This window comes from Pantoea sp. MBD-2R (genome assembly GCF_039134845.1).
Classification (GTDB): domain Bacteria; phylum Pseudomonadota; class Gammaproteobacteria; order Enterobacterales; family Enterobacteriaceae; genus Erwinia.
In genome coordinates, this window is the sequence record NZ_CP152417.1 from 773,351 (window position 1) to 787,075 (window position 13,725).

At 53.7% G+C, this 13,725-nt stretch carries 11 protein-coding genes; 10 read left to right on the forward strand and 1 reads right to left on the reverse strand.

The window, feature by feature from the left end:
- Positions 1-143: 143 nt before the first annotated feature.
- The 3 genes from dnaK (at position 144) to nhaA (ending at position 4,651) form a co-directional block, all read left to right on the forward strand.
- Entirely contained in the window at positions 144-2,057 is a 1,914-nt protein-coding gene (gene dnaK / locus AAGQ96_RS03520) for a molecular chaperone DnaK (RefSeq protein WP_342754862.1), read from the forward strand.
- Between the two features lie 109 nt (positions 2,058-2,166).
- Positions 2,167-3,309 carry a molecular chaperone DnaJ gene (gene dnaJ, locus AAGQ96_RS03525; RefSeq protein ID WP_147195104.1) on the forward strand — a complete coding sequence of 381 codons (1,143 nt, stop codon included), beginning with the start codon at positions 2,167-2,169 and terminating at the stop codon, positions 3,307-3,309.
- A 181-nt stretch (positions 3,310-3,490) separates the two neighbouring features.
- Positions 3,491-4,651 carry a Na+/H+ antiporter NhaA gene (gene nhaA, locus AAGQ96_RS03530; RefSeq protein WP_342754863.1) on the forward strand — a complete coding sequence of 387 codons (1,161 nt, stop codon included), beginning with the start codon at positions 3,491-3,493 and terminating at the stop codon, positions 4,649-4,651.
- Positions 4,652-4,759: 108 nt separating this feature from the next.
- On the opposite strand, the gene rpsT is transcribed toward nhaA, so the two are convergent.
- Positions 4,760-5,023, reverse strand: a complete 264-nt coding sequence (rpsT, locus tag AAGQ96_RS03535) for a 30S ribosomal protein S20 (RefSeq protein ID WP_025901190.1) — start codon at positions 5,021-5,023, stop codon at positions 4,760-4,762.
- 306 nt (positions 5,024-5,329) lie between these two features.
- On the opposite strand from rpsT, the gene ribF reads away from it, so the two are divergent.
- The 7 genes from ribF to carA all read left to right on the forward strand — a co-directional run bounded on the left by ribF (position 5,330) and on the right by carA (position 13,713).
- Entirely contained in the window at positions 5,330-6,268 is a 939-nt protein-coding gene (gene ribF / locus AAGQ96_RS03540) for a bifunctional riboflavin kinase/FAD synthetase (protein WP_342754864.1), read from the forward strand.
- Between the two features lie 30 nt (positions 6,269-6,298).
- Complete coding sequence (gene ileS / locus AAGQ96_RS03545; protein ID WP_147195110.1) at positions 6,299-9,115, forward strand: isoleucine--tRNA ligase; 2,817 nt, start codon at positions 6,299-6,301, stop codon at positions 9,113-9,115.
- Entirely contained in the window at positions 9,115-9,627 is a 513-nt protein-coding gene (lspA, locus tag AAGQ96_RS03550; protein WP_342754865.1) for a signal peptidase II, read from the forward strand. The genes ileS and lspA overlap by 1 nt, the downstream gene beginning before the upstream one ends.
- Positions 9,620-10,090 carry an FKBP-type peptidyl-prolyl cis-trans isomerase gene (fkpB, locus tag AAGQ96_RS03555; protein WP_147195114.1) on the forward strand — a complete coding sequence of 157 codons (471 nt, stop codon included), beginning with the start codon at positions 9,620-9,622 and terminating at the stop codon, positions 10,088-10,090. Before lspA ends, fkpB begins: the two co-directional genes overlap by 8 nt.
- Positions 10,071-11,024, forward strand: coding sequence for a 4-hydroxy-3-methylbut-2-enyl diphosphate reductase (gene ispH / locus AAGQ96_RS03560; protein ID WP_147195116.1), 954 nt, complete (start codon positions 10,071-10,073; stop codon positions 11,022-11,024). The genes fkpB and ispH overlap by 20 nt, the downstream gene beginning before the upstream one ends.
- A gap of 257 nt (positions 11,025-11,281) precedes the next feature.
- Entirely contained in the window at positions 11,282-12,103 is an 822-nt protein-coding gene (gene dapB, locus AAGQ96_RS03565) for a 4-hydroxy-tetrahydrodipicolinate reductase (protein ID WP_342754866.1), read from the forward strand.
- 464 nt (positions 12,104-12,567) lie between these two features.
- A complete protein-coding gene (gene carA, locus AAGQ96_RS03570) occupies positions 12,568-13,713 on the forward strand; it encodes a glutamine-hydrolyzing carbamoyl-phosphate synthase small subunit (protein ID WP_342754867.1) in 1,146 nt (381 codons plus the stop codon).
- Positions 13,714-13,725: the final 12 nt, after the last annotated feature.

Here is a 13,725-nt window from a genome sequence, read left to right on the forward strand (position 1 = left end):
GTTCAGGCCCCATCTTATTTGGCATCCGAGGCTATGTGCCGGAAAAAAAGCGTGGCGCCGGGAGTTGAAACGGCAAAAACAGCCCGCATTAAGTGTGCATAACCTGATTTGAAATGAATTGAATTTAAGTGGGAGACGTTTAGATGGGTAAGATTATTGGTATTGACCTGGGTACGACTAACTCTTGTGTCGCTATTATGGACGGTGGCAAAGCTCGCGTACTGGAGAATGCAGAAGGCGATCGCACCACGCCATCGATCATTGCTTACACTCAGGATGGTGAGATTCTGGTTGGTCAGCCTGCTAAACGTCAGGCAGTGACGAACCCACAAAATACCCTGTTTGCGATCAAGCGCCTGATTGGCCGTCGCTTCCAGGACGAAGAAGTACAGCGTGATATTAAAATCATGCCTTACAAAATCACCGGTTCTGATAACGGCGACGCCTGGATTGATGTAAAAGGCCAGAAAATGGCACCGCCGCAGATTTCTGCTGAAGTGCTGAAGAAAATGAAGAAAACGGCGGAAGATTACCTGGGCGAACCGGTAACTGAAGCGGTTATCACCGTACCGGCCTACTTTAACGATGCGCAGCGTCAGGCAACGAAAGATGCCGGCCGTATCGCCGGTCTGGACGTGAAGCGTATCATTAACGAACCAACCGCAGCCGCACTGGCTTACGGTATGGATAAAGGCCAGGGCAACCGCACCATCGCGGTATACGACCTGGGCGGTGGTACCTTCGATATCTCAATCATCGAAATTGATGAAGTTGACGGCGAAAAAACCTTTGAAGTTCTGGCAACCAACGGTGATACCCACCTGGGTGGTGAAGACTTCGACAGCCGCATGATCAATTACCTGGTTGCGGAATTTAAGAAAGATCAGGGCATCGATCTGCACAACGATCCGCTGGCAATGCAGCGTCTGAAAGAAGCCGCAGAGAAAGCGAAAATCGAACTTTCTTCTGCACAGCAGACTGACGTTAACCTGCCGTACATCACCGCTGATGCAACAGGTCCTAAGCACCTGAACATCAAAGTGACCCGTGCGAAGCTGGAATCGCTGGTAGAAGATCTGGTTTCTCGTTCTATTGAGCCGCTGAAAGTTGCTCTGCAAGACGCTGGTCTGTCTGTTTCTGACATCAACGACGTTATCCTGGTCGGTGGTCAGACTCGTATGCCAATGGTGCAGTCAAAAGTTGCCGAGTTCTTTGGTAAAGAGCCACGTAAAGACGTCAACCCGGATGAAGCGGTTGCAGTCGGTGCTGCGGTTCAGGGCGGCGTACTGGCTGGTGATGTGAAAGACGTTCTGCTGCTGGACGTTACCCCGCTGTCTCTGGGTATCGAAACCATGGGCGGCGTGATGACTTCGCTGATCGGCAAGAACACCACCATCCCAACCAAGCACAGCCAGGTGTTCTCTACCGCAGAAGACAACCAGTCTGCCGTCACCATTCACGTGGTGCAGGGTGAGCGTAAACGCGCAGCAGATAACAAGTCGCTGGGCCAGTTCAACCTTGACGGTATTCAGGCAGCGCCACGCGGTATGCCGCAGATCGAAGTTACCTTCGACATCGATGCCGACGGTATTCTGCATGTGTCTGCGAAAGACAAAAACAGCGGTAAAGAGCAGAAGATCACCATCAAGGCTTCTTCTGGTCTGAACGACGATGAAATCGAAAAAATGGTGCGTGATGCTGAAGCTAATGCTGAATCCGACCGTAAATTCGAAGAGCTGGTGCAGACGCGTAACCAGGCCGATCATCTGTCGCACAGCACCCGTAAGCAGCTGGACGAAGCCGGTGACAAACTGCCAGCAGACGACAAGGCGCCTATCGAGGCAGCCCTGACCGAGCTGAACACCGCGCTGAAAGGCGAAGACAAAGCGGAAATCGAAGCGAAAATGCAGGCGCTGATGGAAGTGTCCAGCAAGCTGATGGAGTTCGCACAGCAGCAGCAGGCCGCTGGCGGCGCAGCTGACGCGGCTGATGCTTCTGCGAAGAAAGATGACGACGTTGTCGACGCTGAATTCGAAGAAGTAAAAGACAAAAAATAATCGCCCTTGAGCGGGCACGGTGGCCTGAGCAAGGCCACTGATGATATCCAGCACGGGCGTCGGAGTTTCTCCACGCCCGTGCACGTATGTTAAGGGCAGGACCAGTACAATGGCGAAGCAAGACTATTACGAGATTTTGGGCGTTTCGCGATCGGCGGACGAGCGCGAAATCAAAAAGGCCTATAAACGCCTGGCGATGAAACATCACCCCGATCGTAATCCGGGTGACAAAGAATCAGAAGCCAAATTTAAAGAGGTCAAGGAAGCCTACGAAATTCTGACCGATGCGCAGAAGCGTGCGGCTTACGACCAGTACGGTCATGCAGCCTTCGAACAGGGCGGCATGGGCGGTGGTGGCGGCGGCTTTGGCGGCGGCGGCGGTGCAGATTTCAGCGATATCTTTGGCGACGTGTTCGGCGATATCTTTGGCGGAGGACGCCGTCAGCAGCGTGCTGCGCGCGGTGCCGATTTGCGCTACAACATGGAGCTGACGCTTGAAGAAGCTGTCCGCGGCGTGACCAAAGAGATCCGCATTCCTGCACTGGAAGAGTGTGAAGTGTGCCACGGTAGCGGCGCGAAAGCCGGGACTCAGCCACAGACCTGTCCGACCTGTCATGGTCAGGGCCAGGTGCAGATGCGCCAGGGCTTTTTCACCGTGCAGCAGGCATGTCCAACCTGCCATGGTCGCGGTTCGGTTATCAAGGATCCTTGTAATGCCTGCCACGGCCACGGCCGCGTAGAAAAATCTAAAACGCTGTCGGTAAAAATTCCGGCTGGCGTGGATACCGGTGACCGCATCCGTCTGACGGGTGAAGGTGAAGCGGGCGAGCATGGCGCACCAGCAGGCGATCTGTATGTTCAGGTTCAGGTGCGTAAACACCCGATCTTTGAGCGTGAAGAAAATAACCTCTACTGCGAAGTGCCAATCAACTTCGCCATGGCGGCATTGGGCGGCGAAATCGAAGTCCCCACGCTGGACGGCCGCGTGAAGCTGAAGGTACCTTCTGAAACGCAGACCGGCAAACTGTTCCGTATGCGTGGCAAAGGGGTTAAATCCGTCCGTGGTGGCGCTCAGGGCGACCTGCTGTGCCGCGTAGTGGTCGAGACGCCGGTTAGCCTCAGCGACAAGCAGAAAGCGCTGCTGCGCGAGCTGGAAGAGAGCTTTGGCGGCGCGGCTGGCGAGAAGAACAGCCCTCGCTCCAAAAGCTTCTTTGACGGTGTGAAGAAGTTCTTTGACGATTTGACGCGTTAATTCTGCTCTCCGTCACAACCAACAAAACGGGCGGCTCAGGCTGCCCGTTTTTTATGGGTAATATCTTTCTCCTGACCGTCTAATTCTTAAACCCTTCTCCCGCCAGAAACTGTTTTTCCCCCGGTCAGAAAAGCGTATCCTGTCAGGCCATTACGCTCATCTCTGTACAGGAAAGACGCCGATGAAAGCCGTTTTAAAGCGATTAATTAAGAACGAAGCCACCGGAGGCGTGGTGCTGATTATCGCCGCCGCTGTCGCCATGTATCTGGCAAACAATCCTTCCACTCAACACGGCTATCAATCGTTGCTGGCGATGCCGGTGGAGTTCCGTTTTGGCGAGCTGGATATCCGTAAAAATCTGCTGCTGTGGATTAACGATGCCATGATGGCGCTGTTTTTCCTGATGATTGGACTGGAAGTTAAGCACGAGCTGATATCGGGTTCACTGGCCACTCGTGAACGCGCTATGTTCCCGCTGATTGCCGCACTGGGCGGAATGCTGGCACCTGGGGCGATTTTTGCCTTACTCAACCACAGCGACCCGCAGGCCATACACGGCTGGGCTATTCCTACCGCGACCGATATCGCTTTTGCGCTGGGTATCCTTGCGTTGTTAGGCAGTCGCGTTCCTCCGGCGCTGAAAATGTTTCTGATGGCGCTGGCGGTGATTGACGATTTGGGTGCCATTGTCATTATCGCTTTCTTCTATACCCAGCACCTGTCCATGATGGCGCTTAGCGTGGCCGCTGGCGCTATCGTAGTACTGGCCCTGTTAAATCGCCTTGGCGTACGCAATATCGCGCTCTACATGCTGGTAGGGCTGGTGCTGTGGGTGGCCGTGCTCAAGTCTGGGGTGCATGCGACATTGGCTGGGGTGATTGTCGGTTTCTTTGTCCCGTTGGAGAAAAAGAGCGGGCACTCGCCGGCTATTCATCTGGCCCACGGCTTAGCGCCCTGGGTGAGCTGGCTCATCCTGCCGCTGTTTGCTTTTGCCAACGCGGGTGTATCCCTGAGCGGCGTTTCTGTCGATGGACTCTTTTCCGCCGTACCTTTAGGGATCATCCTGGGGCTGTTTATCGGCAAGCCGTTGGGGATTACGCTGATTTGCTGGCTGGCGGTAAAGCTGCGCATTGCCGCGCTACCGGAAAGTACCCGCATGCAGGATATTGCCGCTATCGGCGTGCTGTGCGGTATTGGCTTCACGATGTCGATTTTCATCGCGTCGCTGGCGTTTGATGCCGCTCATGAAGAAATGGTGACGCTGGCGAAACTGGGAATTTTGACCGGGTCGGTCGTGTCTGCCGTGGTGGGGTATACGCTGCTACGGGTTAAGCTACGCTAGCGAGCTTCATTCAGCTGGGTAAGGGATTACCTGGCTGACGGAGGAAAATGGACATAAAAAAACCCGCCAGGCGGGTTTCTTTATCAAAGCCGATTAACAGCGTGGCGATTAAGCCAGTTTGTTGATCTGTGCAGTCAGATTTGCTTTATGACGTGCAGCTTTGTTCTTGTGGATCAGGCCTTTAGCTGCCTGACGGTCCACAATTGGTTGCATTTCATTAAATGCATTCTGCGCAGCAGCTTTATCGCCAGTAGCGATAGCCGCGTATACTTTCTTGATAAAAGTACGCAACATTGAACGACGGCTAGCGTTGTGCTTACGACGCTTCTCTGACGTTACGGCGCGTTTCTTAGCTGATTTGATATTAGCCAAGGTCCAACTCCCAAATAGTTCTATGAGGACAATTCAAAGGCCGAGGAATATGCCTCTTTCGCCTGAGGTTGTCAATGGATTTGTGCAAATAAGCGTCGCTAAAACAACGACGCCTGATTACGTTTCGATGGCGCAAGATTCTACCAGCTTCACCCGAATGAATACAGCTTATTCACAAGAAAAATCGTACAGCCCACCCTGACTGGCATAAATTGCGCTGATAAAAACCGTAAAGCCGCATTCGCGGGTTAACCTTCCCGGCGGTACTTGGTATAATCCGCCGATTTCCACAAATTCGAGCCAGCCATGAAGTTTATCCGCGGCATACATAACCTCCGGGAGCAGCATCGCGGCTGCGTACTGACCATCGGCAACTTTGATGGTGTGCATCGCGGCCATCAGGCGCTGCTGGCCCGACTGTGTGAAGAAGGGCGTCAGCGTCATTTACCGGTCGTGGTGATGTTGTTCGAGCCACAGCCGCTGGAGCTGTTTGCGCCTGAAAGAGCGCCTGCGCGACTCACGCGCCTGCGTGAAAAAATTCGCTACCTGAGCGAGGCGGGCGTCGATGCAGTGCTGTGTCTGCGCTTTGACAAGCTTTTCGCTGCACAGACGGCGCAAAGTTTTGTTACCGATTTGCTGGTTGATAAGCTCGGCGTCAAATTTTTGGCGGTTGGCGATGACTTCCGCTTTGGCGCTGGTCGGCAGGGCGATTTCCTGTTATTACAGAAAGCGGGCGCTGATTATAACTTTGACGTCATCAGCACCCAGACATTTTGCGATGATGGCCGACGAATTAGCAGTACTGCGGTTCGTCAGGCGCTGGCAGAGGACAATCTGCCGCTGGCCGCCACGCTTCTGGGACACCCTTTCAGCATTTCTGGCCGGGTGGTGCATGGTGATGCGCTGGGCCGGACCATCGGTTTTCCTACCGCTAATCTGCCGCTCCGCCGTTACGTTTCGCCGGTGAAAGGCGTGTATGCCGTTGAGGTTCATGGCCTCGGCGAGAAGCCGCTTCCGGGCGTTGCCAATATCGGCACGCGTCCCACCGTAGCCGGGCTGCGTCAGCAGTTAGAAGTTCACCTGTTGGACGTTGCAATGAATCTGTACGGGCGCCATATAGAAGTGGTGCTCTGTGAAAAAATACGTAATGAGCAGCGTTTCGCCTCGCTTGACGCGCTTAAAGAGCAAATTGCTAAAGATGTGGTGGCAGCCCGAACGCTTTTTGGGCTGAAAACACCGGTTTAAACAGAACCGAAATACGGAATCGAGAATCTGATGAGTGACTATAAATCTACCCTGAATTTGCCGGAAACGGGGTTCCCGATGCGTGGCGATCTGGCCAAACGCGAACCGGGAATGCTGCAACGTTGGTATGATGACAACCTGTACGGCATCATCCGCGAAGCCAAAAAAGGGAAAAAAACCTTTATCCTGCACGATGGCCCTCCCTATGCGAACGGCAGCATTCATATTGGTCACTCAGTCAACAAGATTCTGAAAGACATTATCGTTAAGTCGAAAGGCCTGGCGGGCTTTGATGCGCCTTACGTACCGGGCTGGGACTGTCACGGTCTGCCTATTGAGCACAAAGTTGAGCAGATGATCGGCAAGCCGGGCGAGAAAGTATCGGCGGCTGAATTTCGTGAAGCCTGCCGTAACTACGCGGCTGAGCAGGTAGAAGGGCAGAAAAAAGATTTTATTCGCCTGGGCGTGCTGGGCGACTGGGATCGTCCTTACCTGACGATGAACTTCAAAACGGAAGCCAACATCATCCGTGCGCTGGGTAAAATCATCGGCAACGGCCATATGCACAAAGGTGCTAAACCGGTGCACTGGTGTCTGGACTGCCGCTCCGCGCTGGCCGAAGCGGAAGTCGAGTACTACGACAAAACCTCTCCGTCCATCGACGTGATGTTCAACGCTGTCGATGCGGATGCCGTGCGTGCCAAATTTGGTGCAGACAAGGTGGAAGGGCCGATCTCTCTGGTGATCTGGACCACTACACCATGGACTATGCCTTCTAACCGCGCGATCTCGGTACATCCGGAATTTGACTATCAGCTGGTGCAGATCGAAGGCCGCGCGCTGATTCTGGCAAAAGATCTGGTTGAGAGCGTAATGAAACGCGCCGGCGTTGCCGAATGGCAGGTTCTGGGCGAAGCGAAAGGCGCTGCGCTAGAGCTGCTGCCTTTCCAGCATCCGTTCCTCGACCTGACCTCTCCGGTGCTCCTTGGTGAGCATGTGACGCTGGAAGCGGGTACAGGTGCGGTTCATACTGCGCCTGCGCACGGTCCTGATGACTATGTGATCTGCCAGAAATACGGTATCGAAACCGCTAACCCGGTTGGCCCGGACGGCAGATATCTGCCTGGCACTTATCCAACGCTGGATGGTGTTAACGTCTTTAAAGCGAACGATATGGTCGTTGAGCTACTGCGTGAAAAAGGCGCACTGCTGCACTTTGAAAAAATGCAGCACAGCTATCCGCACTGCTGGCGTCACAAAACGCCAATCATCTTCCGTGCCACGCCACAATGGTTTATCAGCATGGATCAGAAAGGCCTGCGCGAGCAGTCCCTGAAAGAGATCAAAGGCGTGCAGTGGATCCCCGACTGGGGCCAGGCACGGATCGAAGGTATGGTCGCAACGCGCCCCGACTGGTGTATCTCTCGTCAGCGTACCTGGGGCGTGCCGATGGCGCTGTTCGTGCATAAAGAGACCGAGCAACTGCATCCGGATACGCTTGAGCTGATGGAAAAAGTCGCGCAGCGCGTTGAGCAGGATGGTATTCAGGCCTGGTGGGATCTGGACGCCAAAGATCTGATGGGCGACGACGCAGAAAACTACGTCAAAGTGCCTGACACGCTGGATGTCTGGTTCGATTCAGGCTCAACCAGTTACTCAGTGGTCGATGCGCGTCCGGAATTTGAAGGCCACACGCCGGATCTGTACCTGGAAGGCTCGGATCAGCACCGTGGCTGGTTTATGTCATCCCTGATGATCTCTACGGCGATGAAAGGCAAAGCGCCTTATCGTCAGGTGCTGACGCACGGTTTCACCGTTGATGGTCAGGGCCGCAAAATGTCGAAATCTATCGGCAATACGGTTTCTCCTCAGGACGTGATGAACAAGCTGGGTGGCGATATCCTGCGTCTGTGGGTCGCATCTACCGACTACTCTGGCGAAATGGCCGTTTCTGATGAAATCCTGAAGCGTGCGGCGGATTCCTACCGTCGTATTCGTAACACCGCGCGCTTCCTGCTAGCCAACCTGAACGGCTTCAATCCGGAAACGGACATGGTCAAGCCGGAAGAGATGGTGGTACTGGATCGCTGGGCCGTTGGCCGTGCGAAAGCGGCACAGGACGATATCGTCGCTTCTTACGAGAACTATGACTTCCATGAAGTGATCCAGCGTCTGATGCAGTTCTGCTCGATTGAGATGGGCTCTTTCTATCTGGATATCATCAAAGATCGTCAGTACACCGCGAAGGCCGATGGCCTGGCGCGTCGTAGCTGCCAGACCGCGTTATACTACATCGCTGAAGCGCTGGTTCGCTGGATGGCACCGATCATGTCCTTCACCGCTGATGAGATCTGGAACGAACTGCCAGGCAAGCGTGAGAAGTATGTGTTCACCGGAGAGTGGTTCGACGGCCTGTTTGGTCTGGCAGAAAACGAACCGATGAACGACAGTTTCTGGGCTGAACTGCTGAAAGTGCGTGGTGAAGTGAACAAGGTTATCGAACAGGCTCGCGCCGATAAGCGTGTTGGCGGTTCGCTGGAAGCGACCGTCACGCTGTACGCCGACGCACAGCTTGCTGAAAAACTGACCAGTCTGAGTGATGAACTGCGCTTTGTACTGCTAACTTCCGGCGCACAGGTTGCGGATTACGCGCTGGCGACAGAAGAAGCTCAGCAGAGCGAGCTGGTCAAAGGCCTGAAAATCGCGCTGCATAAAGCAGAAGGCGAGAAGTGCCCGCGCTGCTGGCATTACACCACCGATGTGGGTCAGAATGCTGAGCATGCGGATGTCTGTGGCCGTTGTGTCACCAACGTCAGCGGCGCTGGCGAACAGCGTAAGTTTGCCTGATGAACCGGCCCGTTTTCTCTACCGGATTGCGCTGGCTGTGGCTGGTGCTGGTGGTGATTGCCATCGACTTTGGCAGCAAGCAGTGGATTATGAATACGCTGATGCTGCACGAGTCGATGTCGGTGATGCCATTCTTTAACTTCTTCTATGCGCATAACTATGGCGCGGCTTTCAGCTTCCTGGCCGATAAAGGCGGCTGGCAGCGCTGGTTCTTCGCCGGGATCGCCGTGGCGATTGCCGTGGCGCTGCTGGTGATGATGTACCGCACCGAAGCCAGCAAGAAGCTAAACAATATTGCTTATGCGCTGATTATTGGCGGCGCATTAGGTAACTTGTTCGATCGCGCTTACCACGGTTTTGTGGTCGATTTTATCGACTTCTACGTGGGCGACTGGCATTTTGCTACCTTTAATATTGCTGACTGCGGCATCTGTATCGGTGCTGCACTGATCGTGCTGGAAGGGTTTCTTACGCCCGCGGGCAAAGTGAAAAATAGGGTTGGCCATGACTGATTCTGTACAGGGCAACAGCGCGGTGCTGGTGCATTTCACCTTGAAACTGGATGACGGTTCAACGGCGGAATCGACGCGTAATAACGGCAAACCGGCACTGTTCAGCTTCGGTGACGGCAGCCTGTCTGACGCGCTGGAAGCCGAGCTGCTGGGCCTGAAAGTAGGCGATAAAAAAGCCTTTTCGCTGGCGCCTGACGCGGCCTTCGGTCACACCAGCCCGGATTTGATCCAGTACTTTTCCCGCCGCGATTTTACCCAGGCTGGCGAGCCGGAAATCGGTGCAATCATGCTGTTCAGCGGCATGGATGGCAACGAGATGCCAGGGGTGATCCGCGAGATTTCTGGCGATTCTATCACCGTGGATTTCAACCATCCGCTGGCCGGACAAACTATTCACTTTGATGTAGAAGTACTGGAAATCGATCCGGTGCTGGAGGCAACAAATGCAAATCCTGTTGGCTAATCCCCGCGGCTTTTGTGCCGGTGTCGATCGGGCCATCAGCATCGTAGAGCGCGCGCTGGAGATGTATGGCGCGCCTATCTACGTGCGTCATGAAGTGGTGCACAATCGCTACGTCGTCAACAGCCTGCGTGAACGTGGCGCCATCTTTATCGAAGAGATTGGGGAAGTCCCGGACGGTTCGATCCTGATTTTCTCTGCGCATGGCGTTTCTCAGGCGGTGCGTGCCGAAGCCCGTGCCCGCGATTTGACCATGCTGTTTGATGCGACCTGTCCGCTGGTGACTAAAGTGCATATGGAAGTCGCGCGTGCCAGTCGTAAAGGTACCGAAGCGATCCTTATCGGCCATGCCGGGCATCCGGAAGTGGAAGGCACCATGGGTCAGTACAGTAACCCGAAAGGGGGCATGTATCTGGTGGAGTCACCGGCAGACGTTTATAAGCTACAGGTAAAAGATGAGCAAAACCTGTGCTTTATGACCCAGACCACGCTGTCGGTTGATGATACTTATGAAGTGATCGATGCCTTGCGCGACCGCTTCCCGAAAATCGTTGGGCCGCGTAAAGACGATATCTGCTATGCCACGACGAACCGTCAGGAAGCGGTGAGAACGCTGGCGAAAGATGCGGATGTGGTTTTGGTGGTCGGTTCACGTAACTCGTCCAACTCTAACCGGCTGGCCGAACTGGCACAGCGAGCCGGTAAGCTGGCGCGTCTGATCGACTCAGCGGATGATATTCAGGAAGAGTGGATCAAAGGCGTAAGCTGCGTTGGCGTCACCGCGGGAGCCTCGGCGCCGGATATTCTGGTGCAGGAGGTGATCCAGCGTCTGCGTGAGCTGGGCGGCGAAGCGGCTATTGAGCTAATCGGGCGCGAAGAAAATATTGTCTTTGAAGTGCCGAAAGAGCTGCGTGTGGAAGTACGTGAAATCCAGTAACGCCTGACGTGTTGTCGGTTGCTGAATTTTCGCTCAAGGCGTAAAGAGGGGGTGGCATTTTGCCGCCCCTTTTTTTTGAGTGTTAAAGCCTCTGACGAGTCACGCCACCCGCTTCCTGCTGGTGCCGGGATTTGTTTTACTGATAATCGATCCTGTCTGGCATAAAATTCTAATCATACCTTTTTTATTGTGGCGTGCAGGTTAGCGCGTAGTTAACCTGTTTACGCTTTGCATGCACAGACTTAAAGGGACTCACTATGAAAGATGCACAAATCCGCCTCGCTATCGTTGGCGCCACCGGACGCATGGGGCGTCAGTTAATTCAGGCAGTAAATGAGGCGGAAGGGGTATGCTTAGGCGCAGCGCTGGCACGTGAAGGCTCTTCGCTGACGGGTACCGACGCGGGCGAAATGGCGGGCATTGGCGCGTTGGGCGTAAAAATCAGCGACAACCTGTCAGCCGTGGTTGATGACTTTGACGTGCTGATTGATTTTACCCGGCCGGATGCGGCACTGGCTTATCTGGCCTTTTGCCGCCAGCACCGCAAGGCCATGGTCATTGGCACTACCGGTTTTGATGAAGCTGGTAAAGCGGCCATTAAGGCTGCCGCAGAAGAGATAGCGATCGTCTTTGCCGCTAACTTCAGCGTTGGAGTAAACCTTGTGCTGAAATTGCTGGAAAAAGCGGCGAAAGTGATGGGTGATTATGCCGATATCGAGATTGTCGAAGCGCACCATCGTCATAAAGTTGATGCGCCGTCAGGTACTGCTCTGGCCATGGGCGAGGCAATTGCTGATGCGATGGACTGGGATCTGAACGAACATGCGGTATACGCGCGTGAAGGGCACACTGGAGAGCGTAAAGCGAAAACCATTGGTTTTGCAACGGTTCGTGCTGGCGACATCGTCGGCGAACATACAGCGATGTTCGCCGATATAGGTGAACGTGTAGAGATCACGCACAAGGCCTCCAGCCGAATGACTTTTGCAAAAGGTGCCGTTCGAGCGGCATCGTGGCTGAAATGGAAGAAATCAGGCCTTTTTGATATGAGAAGCGTGCTAAATTTAGACGAACTTTGAGTTGAGTCAGAAGGTTATTTTATATTACTAATGTAAATAACTGAAAAGGATGGCTTTTATTGCATCCTTTTTTGTTTTTGTATTTTAAATTGGTTTCGGTATTTTTTTATCTGCTGGGTGCTGTTTTAATATCTTTAGTATCATAATTTTCGTTGTCGCTAACTGTTTTTGACCATTTGGTCCACTTTTTACCTCCTTCCCGATTTTTTCTGAGTCGATTTATTCACGCAACCGGTTTTATCGTCTACATAGTTGTGGTTTTCAGTGCTGACCGGCCTTTTTTAAGCTCAGTGAGGCATAAAACTAAGAAAAATAGGTGCTCAGGGTAGACAATAAGATGGGCGATCATTAGAATGCGCGCAATTTGCCAAAAATCGAGCAGTCAGGCGGTTTTTGCATTGATTTAAGGGGTCATCCTGAATTAATATGCAAATAATGTGACTGTTTATTCTCTGGAGGACGTTTTGATTAAGTCAGCGCTATTGGTTCTGGAAGACGGAACCCAATTCCACGGTCGGGCCATCGGGGCTTTAGGTTCGGCAGTGGGGGAAGTTGTTTTCAACACTTCAATGACCGGTTATCAAGAAATCCTCACTGATCCTTCCTATTCCCGCCAGATCGTTACTCTTACTTATCCTCATATCGGCAATGTCGGCACCAATACCGCTGACGAAGAATCTTCTCAGGTTCATGCGCAGGGTCTGGTTATTCGCGACCTGCCGCTGATTGCCAGCAACTTCCGTAATGAAGAAGGACTGTCTGCCTACCTGGAGCGCCTGAACATTGTCGCTATTGCCGATATCGATACCCGTAAGCTAACCCGTCTGCTGCGTGAAAAAGGCGCGCAGAACGGCTGCATCATTGCAGGCGACGCGCCTGATGCGGCGCTGGCGCTGCAGAAGGCGAAAGAATTTCCCGGTCTGAAAGGGATGGACCTGGCGAAAGAAGTCACCATTAACGAGAGCTACAGCTGGAAGCAGGGCAGCTGGACGCTGAGCGGACTGCCAGCGCCGAAGGACGATGCTGAGCTGCCTTACCACGTGGTGGCATACGACTACGGTGTTAAGCGCAACATCCTGCGGATGCTGGTGGATCGCGGCTGCCGACTGACTGTTGTACCGGCACAGACCTCCGCTGAAGAAGTACTGAAGCTGAATCCGGATGGCATCTTCCTGTCAAATGGTCCTGGCGACCCGGAGCCTTGCGACTACGCTATCAGCGCGATTAAGTCATTCCTGGAAACAGACGTGCCGGTATTCGGCATCTGTCTGGGACACCAGTTACTGGCTCTGGCCAGTGGTGCAAAGACGGTGAAAATGAAGTTGGGTCATCATGGCGGCAACCATCCGGTAAAAGATCATGACAACAACACCGTGATGATTACCGCGCAGAACCACGGTTTCGCGGTAGACAACAGCAACCTGCCTGCAAACCTGCGCGTAACGCATACTTCGCTGTTTGACCACACTGTGCAGGGCATCCATCGTACTGATAAGCCAGCTTTCAGCTTCCAGGGACACCCTGAAGCCAGCCCTGGCCCGCACGATGCCGCACCGCTGTTCGATCACTTTATCGAACTGATCGACGCTTACCGTTCAACCGCGAAATAATCAGGAGCGAGA